14 protein-coding genes are annotated in these 14,790 nt (G+C 51.0%); 8 read left to right on the forward strand and 6 right to left on the reverse strand.

Features of this window, described 5'->3' with window-relative positions; all coding sequences use genetic code 11:
* Window positions 1-339: 339 nt before the first annotated feature.
* On the forward strand, window positions 340-1,260 hold the full coding sequence (lpxP, locus tag OGY33_RS12480; RefSeq protein WP_191238256.1) for a kdo(2)-lipid IV(A) palmitoleoyltransferase: 921 nt from the start codon (window positions 340-342) through the stop codon (window positions 1,258-1,260).
* Between the two features lie 41 nt (window positions 1,261-1,301).
* Here the strand turns inward: lpxP and OGY33_RS12485 are convergent, their stop codons facing one another.
* Complete coding sequence (locus tag OGY33_RS12485) at window positions 1,302-1,916, reverse strand: lysozyme inhibitor LprI family protein (protein WP_103015410.1); 615 nt, start codon at window positions 1,914-1,916, stop codon at window positions 1,302-1,304.
* A gap of 343 nt (window positions 1,917-2,259) precedes the next feature.
* Here OGY33_RS12485 and ypdK point away from each other — a divergent pair, with 343 nt between their 5' ends.
* A complete protein-coding gene (gene ypdK / locus OGY33_RS12490; protein ID WP_010723117.1) occupies window positions 2,260-2,331 on the forward strand; it encodes a membrane protein YpdK in 72 nt (23 codons plus the stop codon).
* 67 nt (window positions 2,332-2,398) lie between these two features.
* On the opposite strand, the gene alaC is transcribed toward ypdK, so the two are convergent.
* The gene (gene alaC, locus OGY33_RS12495) at window positions 2,399-3,637 is read right to left on the reverse strand and encodes an alanine transaminase (RefSeq protein ID WP_048215831.1); all 1,239 of its coding nucleotides are present in this window, start codon (window positions 3,635-3,637) and stop codon (window positions 2,399-2,401) included.
* A gap of 387 nt (window positions 3,638-4,024) precedes the next feature.
* On the opposite strand from alaC, the gene OGY33_RS12500 reads away from it, so the two are divergent.
* From OGY33_RS12500 to OGY33_RS12510, 3 genes are all read left to right on the forward strand, one after another.
* On the forward strand, window positions 4,025-5,722 hold the full coding sequence (locus OGY33_RS12500) for a sensor histidine kinase (protein WP_008785387.1): 1,698 nt from the start codon (window positions 4,025-4,027) through the stop codon (window positions 5,720-5,722).
* Window positions 5,723-5,736: 14 nt separating this feature from the next.
* Complete coding sequence (locus tag OGY33_RS12505; protein ID WP_003834866.1) at window positions 5,737-6,471, forward strand: LytR/AlgR family response regulator transcription factor; 735 nt, start codon at window positions 5,737-5,739, stop codon at window positions 6,469-6,471.
* A 121-nt stretch (window positions 6,472-6,592) separates the two neighbouring features.
* Complete coding sequence (locus OGY33_RS12510; protein WP_149607689.1) at window positions 6,593-7,615, forward strand: hypothetical protein; 1,023 nt, start codon at window positions 6,593-6,595, stop codon at window positions 7,613-7,615.
* 26 nt (window positions 7,616-7,641) lie between these two features.
* On the opposite strand, the gene glk is transcribed toward OGY33_RS12510, so the two are convergent.
* On the reverse strand, window positions 7,642-8,607 hold the full coding sequence (gene glk, locus OGY33_RS12515; RefSeq protein WP_003028256.1) for a glucokinase: 966 nt from the start codon (window positions 8,605-8,607) through the stop codon (window positions 7,642-7,644).
* Window positions 8,608-8,811: 204 nt separating this feature from the next.
* Here glk and OGY33_RS12520 point away from each other — a divergent pair, with 204 nt between their 5' ends.
* Window positions 8,812-10,047 carry an ion channel protein gene (locus tag OGY33_RS12520; protein ID WP_032944118.1) on the forward strand — a complete coding sequence of 412 codons (1,236 nt, stop codon included), beginning with the start codon at window positions 8,812-8,814 and terminating at the stop codon, window positions 10,045-10,047.
* On the opposite strand, the gene OGY33_RS12525 is transcribed toward OGY33_RS12520, so the two are convergent.
* Window positions 10,048-11,700, reverse strand: a complete 1,653-nt coding sequence (locus tag OGY33_RS12525; protein ID WP_111465282.1) for an alpha-keto acid decarboxylase family protein — start codon at window positions 11,698-11,700, stop codon at window positions 10,048-10,050.
* Between the two features lie 182 nt (window positions 11,701-11,882).
* Between OGY33_RS12525 and mgrA the strand changes: the two genes are divergently transcribed.
* Together mgrA and ypeC are read left to right on the forward strand one after the other, a co-directional pair.
* Entirely contained in the window at window positions 11,883-12,872 is a 990-nt protein-coding gene (mgrA, locus tag OGY33_RS12530; protein WP_048234784.1) for an L-glyceraldehyde 3-phosphate reductase, read from the forward strand.
* Window positions 12,873-13,009: 137 nt separating this feature from the next.
* Window positions 13,010-13,336: a DUF2502 domain-containing protein YpeC gene (ypeC, locus tag OGY33_RS12535; RefSeq protein ID WP_003834889.1), complete on the forward strand. Its 327-nt coding sequence runs from the start codon at window positions 13,010-13,012 to the stop codon at window positions 13,334-13,336.
* A 32-nt stretch (window positions 13,337-13,368) separates the two neighbouring features.
* On the opposite strand, the gene OGY33_RS12540 is transcribed toward ypeC, so the two are convergent.
* On the reverse strand, window positions 13,369-14,607 hold the full coding sequence (locus OGY33_RS12540) for an Nramp family divalent metal transporter (RefSeq protein ID WP_008785392.1): 1,239 nt from the start codon (window positions 14,605-14,607) through the stop codon (window positions 13,369-13,371).
* Window positions 14,604-14,678, reverse strand: a complete 75-nt coding sequence (locus OGY33_RS24585) for a hypothetical protein (protein WP_418219455.1) — start codon at window positions 14,676-14,678, stop codon at window positions 14,604-14,606. Before OGY33_RS24585 ends, OGY33_RS12540 begins: the two co-directional genes overlap by 4 nt.
* Window positions 14,679-14,790: the final 112 nt, after the last annotated feature.

Raw genomic sequence — 14,790 nt, forward strand, 5'->3', positions numbered from 1 at the left:
TTATTCACAAAAATCATTCGACCGCTTACTATTACACTTTTTCTCCGTCGTTTATTTAATCATCATAAAAACAACGAATTATATATAGGCGAAATTTTGCCCTTAATCGCCCTAAAAACATTTACGAATCTTGAGTAATTATTTCTGGCTGACATTAATTTTCGGGTGTACATTGTGCGTCCGATCATTCATGCCCCCTCGTGGTTTTGTCCTGACTCAGTTTTACACTCTTTACAGGAACCAATGTCGTTCATGGCGGCCTAACGATCAGTGCAGAGTGTAAAACGACAGGCAAAGAATCTTCGCGATACATCTATTTCGTATCAACAACAGGTGCTTATGTTCCCCCAATGTAAATTTTCACGCGCGTTTTTGCATCCGCGCTACTGGCTCACATGGTTTGGTGTTGGTGTGCTCTGGTTACTGGTACAGCTTCCCTATCCCGTATTGTGTTTTCTTGGTACCCGTACAGGAACGCTGGCTCGTCCATTTTTAAAACACCGTGAATCTATTGCTCGTAAAAATCTCGAACTCTGTTTCCCAAATCTGTCACAGGAAGAAAGAGACAAACTGGTCGATGAGAATTTCCGTTCGCTCGGCATGGGGCTGCTTGAAACAGGTATGGCCTGGTTCTGGCCGGACCGCCGGGTGCGCAAATGGTTTGATGTAGAAGGGCTGGACAACCTGAAGCGCGCTCAGATGCAAAATCGTGGCGTGATGGTCGTTGGCGTACACTTTATGTCGCTCGAGTTGGGTGGTCGCGTAATGGGGCTTTGCCAGCCAATGATGGCAACCTATCGCCCGCACAATAATAAGTTGATGGAGTGGATCCAAACCCGCGGTCGTATGCGCTCCAACAAGGCAATGATCGGCAGAAATAATCTGCGTGGTATTGTCGGCGCCCTGAAAAAAGGCGAGGCAGTGTGGTTTGCCCCCGATCAAGACTATGGTCGTAAAGGGAGTTCATTCGCCCCCTTCTTCGCAGTCAAAGACGTGGCGACCACCAACGGTACCTACGTGCTGTCACGATTATCGGGCGCAGCAATGCTGACCGTAACCATGGTGAGAAAAGCAGATAACACCGGTTACCGCCTGTTCATCACCCCAGAAATGGAAGGTTACCCGGCAGATGAAAGCCAGGCTGCAGCGTATATGAACAAAATTATCGAAAAAGAGATCATGCGTGCACCCGAGCAGTATCTCTGGATCCACCGTCGCTTCAAAACTCGCCCGATGGGTGAAGCTTCGTTGTATATCTAAAAAGAAAGGCCGTAAGGCCTTTCTTTTTTTCCAAGGTTGAATTATTTAACGCCCCATTTGCTGTGTAGTTCAGCCATTCGCTCGCTGTAGTTGCGGGCGATGCAGGCTGATTTATCCTGTTCCTTCCAGCACTCGTTACGCCCTTTCACCCAACCGCGCTGCTCTGCTTTCAGCGTCGGGTTATTGCTCGATTTAACCAGCGCCTGCTTGTAGGCCCCGTTTAACGCTAAATCCATTTCTGAGAGCGAAGGACTGTGGCAGATAATCTCTTCGATACTGCCCTTTGCAACCGCAGCGCAGGAAAAAGAGGGTCCAGTGCTGGTCGATTTTTTGGCCCCAGAAAAGTCAATATTATCTTCAGGCAGGCATACCCCGTGCTTTCGATTCGGCCCACTCCAGGAAACGTCCGGATTCCCGTCATCTTTACGAGAAATAGAAACCGTATTGTTCCCGCTTTTGGCTTCCCAGTAATTTTCATTGAAGGCCTTCACCGTCGCCTTCGAGCCATCAATCCAAACATTGCCTTTGCCATCACTATTCACGCCACCAATACTTGCGCAGCTGAAATTAAACGCCAACGGTGAGGCCGCCATCGACGTCAATGGCGTAAAAACGAGTGCTAACATCATTAATCTGGTCATTTTTAACCTTTTCATTATCTCATTCCGCGAAAAATTAACCGCATTAACATCATGGCGATATGAGAATTCTCCGAGTAACCATTACGTCGCTCAATAGCAATTTATTACCGGCAGAAATTAAACTGTCGCCGAATCACGACAGTTGTAAGTTATTAAAATTAAATAAAAAAATGCCTCTTGTCTCTCCTCATTTTTAGGCGTACATTAGCGCCGTCTGGAGCATTAAAGCTCAGAATTCTGAGGTGATGCAGCCAAGCAAATGAGGGGGATTCTCCCTTTCGTTCGCGAGTGCATCAGCTCTATGTCAGGTAAGCATATGTTCATTTAGACGTACCCCAGGTACGCGGAGAGATGAAAAGTGAAATATTTCTTTATGGGCATTTCTTTTATGGTCATCGTTTGGGCCGGTACTTTCGCCCTGATGATCTAAATTAAAAGACGCCGCAAAAAAACAGGAGCCATCAGGCTCCTGTTTTGCATTTTGGGGAAACATTCTATCAGTCGATACTTTCAGAAGCCGGTTTTGCACTGGTCGGTAACAGGCCATCTGCGCGAAACATCGCCTTGATGCCGCGAATAGCCTGGCGGGTACGGTCACGGTTTTCAATCAACGCAAATCGCACATGCGTATCACCATAATCACCAAACCCAATCCCTGGCGAAACGCATACCTTCGCTTCGTTCAGCAGCTTCTTGGCAAACTCAAGTGACCCCATCCCGGCGTATTGCTCTGGAATTTTCGCCCAAACGTACATTGAGGCCTTTGGCATCTCGACCATCCAGCCTGCTTCATGCAGTCCTTTGACCAGCACATCACGACGACGTTTATATTGCTCAGCGATATCCCGCACACATTGCTGATCGCCTTCCAGCGCGGCAATTGCCGCAACCTGCAGTGGCGTAAAGGTCCCGTAATCGTGATAGCTCTTGATTCGCGCCAGCGCGTTCACCAGCGTTTTGTTGCCCACCATAAACCCGATACGCCATCCCGCCATGTTGTAGCTTTTCGACAGGGTGAAAAATTCAACAGCGACGTCGCGAGCGCCGGGTACCTGCATAATCGATGGCGCCTTCCAGCCGTCATAAACAATATCAGCGTAGGCCAGGTCGTGAACCACCAACACGTCATAGCGTTTAGCCAGGGCCACCACTTTCTCAAAGAATTCCAGCTCGACGCACTGCGCGGTCGGGTTGGATGGGAAACCTAAGATCATCATCTTCGGCTTCGGGTAACTTTCGCGTATTGCGCGTTCCAGCTCATTAAAGAAGTCGACACCCTCAACCAGCGGCACTGAACGCACCTGCGCGCCGGCAATCACCGCGCCATAGATATGGATGGGATAACTTGGGTTGGGCACGAGGACCGTATCACCGTGATCGAGCGTTGCCAGCATCAGGTGCGCCAGCCCCTCTTTGGAACCGATGGTCACAATGGCTTCGGATTCAGGATCGATCTCAACGTCATAGCGTTCCTGGTACCAGCGGGAAATCGCCCGACGCAAACGCGGAATGCCGCGTGAGGTGGAATAACCATGAGTATCCGGGCGCTGCGCCACGGTACACAGTTTTTCGACAATGTGAGGAGGCGTGGCCCCATCCGGGTTCCCCATACTGAAATCGATAATATCTTCGCCGCGCCGACGCGCAGCCATCTTCAGTTCAGCGGTGATGTTAAAAACGTACGGGGGAAGGCGATCAATACGCGTAAAGCGACGTTCAGGGCGAGAGTCAGCCATAATATCCTCAGATTAACGTTAGCGCCCGGACCGTCCGAGCGACGCTGCCACGATGGTGGCACGTTTAGAAAATAGCCTGAATAATTTCCTTCTGTCGAGAGGCAAAACAAAATATTTTTTCCTGACGAAAAAGAGGAACAGCTGAGTAAAATAAGGAAATAACCATTTTCACAACCCGCCAAAAATTACCATCATTTAACATTTTGTTGTTAAATACATTACCTTGAACGCAGTGCTCACAGGACAGGTATTGTAAATACAACAATCATGCAACAATCCCCTTTTAATATTATGGTTTTTCCCCATTAGCTCTGAACTGCGGGGGTGCTGGTCATCCTGCCTCAGGTTACCTATCATAGTGGTTTAACCCTTTCGCAAGAGTCACCCGTGCACGAAATATTCAATATGCTGCTGGCGGTATTTGACCGGGCAGCACTGATGCTGTTCTGTCTGTTTTTCCTGATTCGTATCCGCCTGTTTCGCGAACTGTTGCACAAGTCAGCCCACTCCCCAAAAGAGCTGCTCGCCGTTACCGCGATTTTCTCCATGTTTGCCCTGTTCAGTACCTGGTCTGGCGTACCGGTAGAAGGTTCTCTGGTCAATGTGCGTATTATCGCGGTCATGTCAGGAGGGATCCTGTTCGGTCCATGGGTTGGCATTATTACGGGGCTGATCGCAGGCACCCACCGTTACCTGATCGATATTGGCGGCGTAACTGCCCTACCCTGCTTTATTACCAGCATTCTGGCTGGCTGCATTGCCGGGTGGATCAACCGTAAGATCCCCAAAGCGCAGCACTGGCGCGCGGGTATTTTAGGCGGAATGCTGTGCGAATCACTGACCATGATCCTCGTCGTCGCCTGGGCACCCACCACCGAACTGGGGCTGGATATTGTCTCAAAAATCGGTATTCCAATGATCCTCGGCAGCGTCTGTATTGGTTTTATCGTGATGCTGGTACAAAGCGTTGAAGGTGAGAAAGAAGCCAGCGCTGCAAAACAGGCCAAGCTGGCGCTGGATATCGCCAACAAAACGCTGCCGCTCTTTCGTCAGGTCAACAGCGAGTCGTTACGCCAGGTGTGCGAAATTATCCGCCACGATATCCACGCTGACGCGGTTGCAATCACCAATACTCAGCACGTTCTGGCCTATGTTGGCGTCGGAGAGATCAACTACCGCGATAACGATGACTTCGTCAGCCCCACCACGCAAGAAGCCATAAATCACGGTAAAATCATCATAAAAAACAATGATGAAGCGCATCGCACCCCGGAAATTCACTCCATGCTGGTGATCCCGCTTTGGGAGAAAGGCGTCGTGACCGGCACACTGAAGATCTACTACTGTCACGCTCATCAAATCACTTCCTCGTTACAGGAAATGGCGATCGGTCTGTCGCAAATCATCTCCACCCAGCTTGAAGTCTCCCGCGCAGAGCAACTACGAGAAATGGCAAATAAGGCAGAGCTACGCGCACTGCAAAGCAAAATAAATCCCCATTTTCTGTTTAATGCCCTGAACGCGATTTCATCGTCGGTGCGGCTTAACCCGGACACCGCACGTCAGCTCATTTTTAATTTGTCGCGCTATCTTCGCTATAATATTGAATTAAAAGACGATGAGCAGATCGACATTAAGAAAGAGCTGTATCAAATCAAGGATTACATCACCATCGAACAGGCTCGCTTTGGCGACAAGCTGACCGTTATTTATGATATCGATGAAGAGGTAAGCTGTTTTATTCCCAGCCTGCTGATTCAGCCGTTGGTCGAGAACGCTATCGTCCATGGGATCCAGCCCTGCAAAGGGAAAGGTGTGGTCACCATCAGCGTTGCGGAGTGCGGCAACCGGGTACGGATTGCCGTACGAGATACGGGTCATGGTATCGACCCAAAAGTGATTGAACGGGTCGAGTCCAATGAAATGCCGGGCAATAAAATTGGTCTGTTGAATGTGCACCATCGCGTTAAGCTGCTCTACGGTGAGGGATTACATATCCGCCGTCTGGAGCCAGGCACAGAGATTGCCTTTTATGTACCTAATGTGCACTCGCCCGCAGCCGCGCCAACTACATTATTGCTTTAACCAGGAGTGAAGTCGTGAAAGTCATCATTGTTGAAGATGAATTCCTGGCCCAACAGGAACTGAGCTGGCTGATAAAAGAGCACAGCCAGATGGAGATTGTCGGCACGTTTGACGATGGTCTGGACGTGCTGAAATATCTCCAGCACAACCGCGTTGACGCCATTTTTCTGGATATTAATATTCCCTCGCTGGACGGCGTATTGCTGGCACAAAATATCAGCCAGTTCGCGCATAAACCCTTTATTGTGTTTATTACCGCATGGAAAGAGCATGCTGTTGAAGCCTTCGAACTGGAAGCTTTTGACTACATTCTGAAGCCGTACCAGGAATCACGCATTGTCAGTATGCTGCAAAAGCTGGAAGCCGCCTGGCAGCAACAGCAAACGGGAACGTCTCCTGTAAGTCCGGTGGCCCGCGAAAACGATACGATCAACCTGATCAAGGATGAGCGGATCATCGTGACCCCAATCAACGACATCTACTACGCTGAAGCGCATGAAAAGATGACGTTCGTCTATACGCGACGAGAATCATACGTCATGCCGATGAACATCAGTGAATTTTGCAGCAAACTGCCGGCTTCGCATTTCTTCCGCTGCCACCGTTCGTTCTGCGTAAATCTGAATAAAATCCGCGAGATCGAACCCTGGTTTAACAACACTTATATTCTGCGTTTAAAGGATCTGGAATTTGAAATCCCGGTTAGTCGGAGCAAAGTGAAAGAATTCAGACAATTAATGCATTTATAGTGCTGAAAAAGCGTGACGAATGGAGAGTACAGCGCGCTTTCAGTCGTTTCCGCGACGAACGGGATAGCGGAACTAAGTTTGTAGTATATTGGTCGTCACTCTATTTTTTACAGGTGATGTCATGGCAAAGCTGAGCGAAAAATATCAACGTACATATCTACGCGAATACGCAAAAGAAGCGGAAAAAAATGCCCTGATATGGATAAGTACGGACGATTATTTAGCTGAGTGCCTGGATATTCATGAACAATGCCATCTGGATTATTCACTGCAACAACAGCTGAGTTCATGGCTTTTTATGCTGCGCATGAAGCGCAGCCCGGATTTATTAGGATATAAAACCGCGATACAGTCAAATGATATGGAATCTCTGCACTTATCCCTGCAACAGTCTGCGATGATTAAACATGTGACGCAGGGTGTGGACTCAGGCTGCGATCACAGTATTAATGTATGGACGACACTGGAGATTCTTGCCGCGGGTTTATTTGACCGAGTACCGCTCTTATTGCCTGAAAAATTGGGCATGAGTGATAACGGTCACCCTGTTAACCTGGCCATGACGAATTTAATGATGGCGGTGTGGTACAAACGTGCAGACTTTGCAGTGGATGCCAGAAAAAGAGCGCAAAAGGTACTGGCCACGAAGCAGACAGCAAGCGATATGTTCATCCTCCGCTACCTGATGGCGCTCCTGGATGAGGATGTGACAGAAGCAGGGACACAACTCGATTTATATTGTAAAAGCGTATCTGCATTGAGAGAACCGGGACTCACTAAGCTCCATAAAATGTTCTGGCCATACGCGCACGGGTTATACAACATGGCTTATATTGTATTGGGCAAAGATAAAGCCAGCGCGATGCCAAAACCAACCGCAGAGTGTTTCATGGACGATCTGGCGGAATGGCAAAATAAAAATAACTATCGCCATGGCCCGCTATTTGTTGAATACCCTAAACCAATTGACCTTATTAACACCCTGATCTCATGCACGCCGCCAGAATGTTGTTTGCATCAACCCTATCTGGATACCGATAAAAAATATAAAAACACAAGATACCTGCATGCCGATTTATTTGAACAACAGATGATCAAGATAATTTTAGAAAATATGAACAGCCAGAACGACAAGGCCGGATAAGCGCTGAGCGCCATCCGGCCCTGACCTTACAAAATGTGGCCCAGCGTCTGACGTAAATGCGCACCAGCGCCAAGTAGTCCTGGATTATCGTGCACGATCAGATACACCGGAATATCCTGCACGTAGGCTTTAAAACGACCTTTATCTTCAAAACCACCGCGGAAGCCCGACGCTTTAAAAAAGTCGAGGAAGCGCGGCACAATGCCGCCGGCGATGTACACACCGCCAAATGTGCCCAGCGTTAACGCCAGATCGCCACCAAAACGTCCCATGATGACGCAGAACAGCGACAGCGCACGACGACAGTCAATGCAGGAATCTTCCAGCGCCCGTGCGGTGATATCCTTCGGCTGCAGATTTTCCGGCAGGCGTCCGTCAGATTTAACGATCGCGCGATACAGATTCACCAGTCCCGGACCCGACAGCACGCGTTCTGCGGACACGTGACCTATTTCCGCGCGCAGAACCTCAAGGATAATTCCCTCTTCCTCGCTGTTAGGCGCAAAATCCACGTGGCCGCCTTCACCAGGGAGGCTTACCCAGCGTTTATCCACGTGGACCAGATGCGCCACGCCGAGCCCGGTTCCTGCGCCATAAACAGCAATAGGTTTACCTTCAACAGGTTCCGCGCCACCAAACTGGATTAAATGCTCTTTTTTCAGCATCGGGATCGCCATCGACACAGCGGTGAAATCATTGATGATTTCCAGATGGCTGAAGCCCAGGTTTTTTTTCATCTCAGCAATAGAGAACGCCCAGGTATGGTTGGTCATTGCCACCCAGTCGCCGGTTATCGGACAGGCAATGGCAATACAACCATCTTCAACGCTAACGCTATGCTCATCCAGGTACACGCGCACCACCGCCTCCAGACTTGGATAATCCAACCCGGAATAGGTTTTTGCCTGCGAAATCTCGCCACTGGCAATATCGCACAGAGCAAGACGCGCGTTGGTGCCGCCAACATCCCCTACTAAAGCATATTTTGTCATTCTTCCACTGCTCCGCTAAAGTCAGAATAAATCTTTGCCACACTGTAAATTCATGGGGACATAACAACAACGGTCTGAAGGCTGATGCCCGTGGAAAATCGATCCAGATCACACAATTACTTTATCGTTTCAGCACCATTTGCAGCGATGTCGTCAGGCAGGCTGTGCAAACTATGTCTATGACTCTGTTTTAAGGAATAGAAAATGCTCCATCCGCGAGCCAGAACGATGCTCTTGCTATCAACCCCAGCGCTAATCATTGGCATAGCGTCCAGCCTGGTGTTGATCGTTGTGATGAAAGTGGCTTCCGTTTTACAGCAGTTTTTGTGGGAACGTCTGCCTGTTAGCATCGGTATAGCCCAGGACTCTCCGGTCTGGATTATCGGTATGCTGACACTCACGGGGATCATGGTCGGGTTAGTTATCCGTTACAGCCATGGCCACGCAGGCCCGGATCCGGCCTGTGAACCGTTAATTGGTATGCCGGTGCCAACGTCAGCAATACCGGGCCTGCTGGCAGCGTTAATCCTCGGCCTCGCGGGTGGCGTCAGTCTGGGTCCGGAACACCCCATCATGACCGTGAATATCGCACTGGCAGTGGCACTTGGTAGCCGCATGTTTCCGCGCATTGCCAAGCTGGACTGGACCATTCTCGCCTCTGCCGGCACCATCGGCGCGCTATTTGGTACCCCCGTTGCCGCCGCGCTGATATTTTCGCAAACGCTAAATAGCTCAAACGATGTGCCCTTGTGGGATCGCCTGTTTGCACCGTTAATGGCCGCCGCCGCGGGTTCGCTAACCACCAGCCTGTTTTTTCACCCCCATTTTTCACTGCCCATCGCGCACTACACGCAGATGCACTTGATCGATATCCTCAGCGGCGCGGTTGTTGCTGCCATCGCCATTGCCGCTGGGATGGTTGCCGTCTGGTGTCTGCCGCGTTTGCACCATTTAATGCATCGATTAAGACACCCGGTGCTGATCCTCGGGGCAGGCGGTTTTATCCTTGGTATTTTGGGTGTTATCGGCGGGCCGCTTACCTTGTTTAAGGGACTGGACGAAATGCAGCAAATGGCGTTTAGCCAAACGCTGGGGACATCAGATTATTTCATGCTCGCCGTGATCAAACTAACGGCATTGGTGGTAGCAGCGGCGAGTGGTTTTCGCGGCGGACGAATCTTCCCGGCGGTATTCGTTGGCGTCGCACTTGGCCTGATGCTGCACGCCCATGTTGAAGCTGTGCCGGCTGCCATCACGGTTTCTTGCTCTATTCTCGGGCTGGTGCTGGTCGTCACCCGTGACGCCTGGCTGAGCCTGTTTATGGCAGCAGTGGTGGTGCCAGATTCCACCCTGCTGCCGCTGCTGTGCATCGTCATGCTGCCCGCCTGGCTGTTGCTGGCAGGCAAACCGATGATGGTCGCTGAGCGCCCTGATAAATAGCTATCCGCCGTTGCGAGATTCCAGCGCACGGGTCACCGTGCGCAATAATTCAGGAAGATCGGCTTTCGGTAGCACCACCTCAATTAACGACAGTCGTTGCGGATGGGACAACCGGGCCAGCACCTCTTCCAGCTGTACCGCCTGCTTCACCCGCCAACATTCGGCCTGACATTCACGGCTAAACGCCTGCGGCACCGACGTCCAGCTCCAGGCGGCGATGTCGTTATAGCGCTGATTTGCCCCATGTATGGCCCGCTCCACGGTATATCCGTCATTGTTGAGCAGTAAAATAACCGGCGATTGCCCGTCTCTGAGCATGGAGCCCAGCTCCTGAATGGTGAGCTGCGCCGCGCCATCACCAATAATCAGGATCACCCGACGGTCCGGACAGGCCGTTTGCGCGCCGAATGCCGCCGGGAGCGCGTAGCCGATAGATCCCCACAACGGTTGAACCAGTACTTCCGCCCCGCAAGGTAGTGAGAGCGCAGCCGCGCCAAAGGCGGCGGTTCCCTGATCGACGAGGATAATGTCATCAGGCTTCAGAAACTGCTGCACCGTGTGCCAGAAGTTTTCCTGCGTCAGTGGGCCATTCTCAACCTGAACATGCCTAATTGGCGGACGTTCTGGCGGTAGAGAAAACGACATTTCCAGGCACAGCTCACGTAATGTGGTGACCGCCTGCTCCATCGGGATGTTAAACCAGTGGGATCCAATTCGTGACGCATGGGGCTGAACGTCAATGGTGCGATCCTGCGGTAGCTGTTGTGTAAACCCAGCAGTCAAGGTGTCGACAAATTGTGTGCCGACACACATTATCGTATCGGCATCTTCTATAGCCTGACGTACATAATCGCTGCTGGCTCCGGCGCTGTACGTGCCAACAAACGCCGGGTGACGCTCATCAAACAGTCCTTTGCCCATCAACAACGTGGCATGAGCCATCGGCGTTTCCACCATCCAGCGCTGTAAAACCGGCTGCAGACCAAAACGCAGCGCGAGGAAGTCGGCCAGCAACGCTACGCGTGGGCTGTCCAGCAATCGTTCACGGGCATGGTAGCGAAACGCCTCTATCACGCTGCTTTCCGGCTCGCTCAGAGGAACACTCATAATATCATTCGGTGGCGTAGCAGGCTGTTTAGCCACATCAGCAGGTAGCATCAGATAGCCCGGCCTGCGCTCGCTGAGCATCATTCGCAACACACGGTCAATTTCATAGCAGGCATTTTGTTCATCCAGTATCGCGCTGGCCGTTGTTACTGCCTGCTGCATGCGGTAAAAATGCTGAAAGTCACCGTCACCCAAAGTGTGATGCATCAACTCTCCGCGACGCTGCGCGCCGCGACAGGGTGCGCCGACAATATGCAAAACAGGAACATATTCCGCGAAGCTACCCGCGATACCGTTAATTGCGCTTAACTCCCCCACACCAAACGTGGTGAGCAGCGCCCCAACCCCGGATACCCGGGCATAGCCATCTGCCGCATAAGCCGCATTCAATTCATTCGCACACCCGACCCAACATACGTTGGGATGTTCAATCACGTGGTCAAGAAACTGCAAATTATAATCGCCCGGCACACCAAAGAGATGGCCGACGCCACAGCCTGCCAGCCTGTCCAGCAGATAATCAGCAACGGAATACGGGGTTTGCATGACAGCTATCCTTCTGACGGTAACCTCATGTTGAGTATCGAAGAACTGTGATGACTGTCCAGGAAAGTCGCTGTGAAAGGGTGGAAAGCAGGATTTACAGTTTTGGCGGTTAAAATTCATTGAAGAATCGACGGTGTAACCGTATACACTGAAAGACACACGCATTGTGGAAGGGAGGTGACATGGTTTATCACGCAGATGAAAATCGTTATCAGACAATGGAGTACCGCCGCTGCGGTCAAAGCGGCCTTAAGCTCCCGATTGTCTCTCTGGGTTTGTGGCACAATTTTGGCGATACCACGCAGGTCGAGAACAGTCGCGCATTGTTACAGCGCGCATTCGATCTGGGGATTAACCATTTTGATCTGGCAAATAACTATGGTCCACCGCCGGGTTCGGCAGAACGGAATTTTGGTCGGATCCTGCAGGAAGATTTTTTACCGTGGCGAGATGAGCTTATTATCTCCACAAAAGCGGGCTACACCATGTGGGAAGGTCCCTACGGTGATTGGGGTTCACGCAAATATCTGATTGCCAGTCTCGATCAAAGCCTGAAGCGTCTGGGGCTGGAGTATGTCGATATCTTCTACCACCATCGCCCCGACCCTGAAACACCGCTCAGAGAAACCATGCGCGCGCTGGATCACATCGTCCGTCAGGGCAAAGCGCTGTACGTCGGGTTGTCTAACTATCCAGCAGATCTTGCCAGGCAGGCGATTGAAATACTCGACGATTTAGGTACGCCATGCCTTATTCACCAGCCCAAATATTCCATGTTTGAACGTTGGGTCGAAGGCGGCTTGCTGTCGCTATTACAGGAAAAAGGTGTCGGCAGTATCGCCTTCTCACCGCTGGCTGGCGGACAGTTAACCGACCGCTATCTGAACGGCATTCCTGCGGATTCTCGTGCGGCAAGCACCAGTCGCTTTCTGAATCCGGACCAGATCACTCCACAAAAACTGGAAAAAGTGCGGGCGCTGAATGTGCTGGCAGAACGACGCGGGCAAAAGCTTTCCCAAATGGCGCTAGCATGGGTGTTACGGGATGACAAAGTCACGTCCGTGCTGATTGGCGCGAGTAAAACGGCGCAGATTGAAGACGCTGTCGGTATGCTGGCAAACCGTCACTTTACGTCTGAAGAGTGCGCGGAGATTGATGCTATCCTGAGTTGATTGAAATAAAGACACATTTATTAACAAAAAGTGCTCTCACTTGCGATTTAAGAGTTAAGGCGATGAAACGGGGCTTTACTGCCCCGTAATATTACGTTAACAGGCCGGCTACGGCTCGATCGTGAAGGAGAGAAAACATGTTCAGGTCACTGATTCTGGCGGCAGTCTTATTGGCTTTTACACCGCTGGCCGCGAACGCTGGCGAAATCACCCTGCTGCCATCAATAAAATTACAAATTGGCGATCGCGATAACTACGGTAACTACTGGGATGGCGGCCGCTGGCGCGACCGGGATTACTGGCACCATAACTATGAGTGGCGCAAAAATCGCTGGTGGCGTCATGACAACGGCTACCATCGTGGCTGGGACAAACGCAAAGCTTATGAGCGTGGTTATCGTGAAGGCTGGAACGATCGTGACGACCACCGCGGTCGCGGGCGTGGCCACAAACATCATCATTAATGTAACAAAAGGGCCAACAGGCCCTTTTGTTTTTACAAACCGAGTGCGGTTCCTACCAACAGCCAGATATTGAGCGCCACCACCAGCACAACAATCACCCAACCTACCTGTTTTACCCAACGGGTATTCACCAAATCGCCCATCAGCTTACCGTCACTGGTAAAGATCAGTAGCGGCACCAGCGCCAGTGCAATACCAAAACTGAGCAATACCTGGCTCATCACCAGAATGCGCGTCGGATCCAGTCCCATCAAAATCACAATAAATGATGGCATCATGGTGACGGTACGGCGTACCCAAAGCGGAATGTGAAAGCGGATAAACCCTTGCATCACCACCTGCCCGGCCAACGTACCGACCACGGTAGAAGAAAGTCCCGCAGCCACCAGGCTTAAACCGAATACCGTCGCCGCAGCGTGACTCAACAGCGGTTCAAGTGTCAGATACGCTTGATCGAGATCGGCAATACCGGTATGCCCGCTAAAGTGAAATGCAGCGGCAGCCGTCGCCATCATCGCAAGATTGACAAATCCAGCAATCGTCATGGCGATTGCCACATCCCATTTCGTGGCCGCATAGCGCTGTTGACGTGTTCCGCCGTGCAGATGCTGAGTTAAGGAAGAGTGCAGATAAATGACGTGTGGCATGATAGTCGCGCCGAGCACGCCAGCCGCCAGGAACACCGCTTCGGAATTAGGCAGGCTCGGGATAACCATTCCCTTGCTAAGTTGCGCGAAGTTCGGCTGGGAAAAGATCAGTTCCACAATGTAAGCCGCAGCCACAAACAGCAGCAAGCCGCCAATCACTTTTTCCAGCGGTTTTTGCCCACGGCGCTGCAACATCAGAATCAAAAAAGTCGCGATACCGGTGAGCACGGCCCCCTGCAATAACGACACGCCGAGGATCAATTTGAAACCAATCGCGGCACCAATGAATTCAGCAAGGTCTGTCGCCATGGCGATAATTTCGGCCTGCACCCAGTAGAACCACACCACCGGACGAGGATAGTGATCGCGAATTTGCTCCGCCAGGTTTTTACCCGTGGCAATACCCAGCTTTGCCGACAGCACCTGAATCAGCATTGCCATCAGATTTGCCCAGACCACCACCCACAACAGTTTATAGCCAAAGCTGGCCCCTGCCTGGATGTTGGTGGCGAAGTTGCCCGGATCGATGTAGCCGATCGCCGCGATGAACGCAGGTCCCATTAATGCGAGCTTCAACTTGCGCGCTGCCCGTCCACTGCTACTCTCAACGCGATCGTTAGTCATTTTAGTGCCTCAGAAACATAGCCTTTGCTATGTTTCAAGCTACGCCTATTGAGAATGATTATCAAATTCATTTTAATGGGTGAAGTTGATTTCTCTGATAGCGTTTGTCTATGGATCGATAAGGATTCTGGAAATACCGGTGAGATGTTTAATTATTGTTATGAGATTAGCACAATGACATAA

The sequence above is a fragment of the Citrobacter sp. Cpo032 genome (genome assembly GCF_030332975.1).
GTDB classification, from domain to species: Bacteria; Pseudomonadota; Gammaproteobacteria; order Enterobacterales; family Enterobacteriaceae; genus Citrobacter; species Citrobacter portucalensis.

Coding starts and splice junctions, on each gene's coding strand:
- lpxP (WP_191238256.1), top strand. CDS start 340: ATGTTCCCCCAATGTAAATTTTCACGCGCGTTTTTGCATCCGCGCTAC.
- OGY33_RS12485 (WP_103015410.1), bottom strand. CDS start 1,916: ATGAAAAGGTTAAAAATGACCAGATTAATGATGTTAGCACTCGTTTTT.
- alaC (WP_048215831.1), bottom strand. CDS start 3,637: ATGGCTGACTCTCGCCCTGAACGTCGCTTTACGCGTATTGATCGCCTT.
- OGY33_RS12510 (WP_149607689.1), top strand. CDS start 6,593: ATGGCAAAGCTGAGCGAAAAATATCAACGTACATATCTACGCGAATAC.
- glk (WP_003028256.1), bottom strand. CDS start 8,607: ATGACAAAATATGCTTTAGTAGGGGATGTTGGCGGCACCAACGCGCGT.
- OGY33_RS12520 (WP_032944118.1), top strand. CDS start 8,812: ATGCTCCATCCGCGAGCCAGAACGATGCTCTTGCTATCAACCCCAGCG.
- OGY33_RS12525 (WP_111465282.1), bottom strand. CDS start 11,700: ATGCAAACCCCGTATTCCGTTGCTGATTATCTGCTGGACAGGCTGGCA.
- mgrA (WP_048234784.1), top strand. CDS start 11,883: ATGGTTTATCACGCAGATGAAAATCGTTATCAGACAATGGAGTACCGC.
- ypeC (WP_003834889.1), top strand. CDS start 13,010: ATGTTCAGGTCACTGATTCTGGCGGCAGTCTTATTGGCTTTTACACCG.
- OGY33_RS12540 (WP_008785392.1), bottom strand. CDS start 14,607: ATGACTAACGATCGCGTTGAGAGTAGCAGTGGACGGGCAGCGCGCAAG.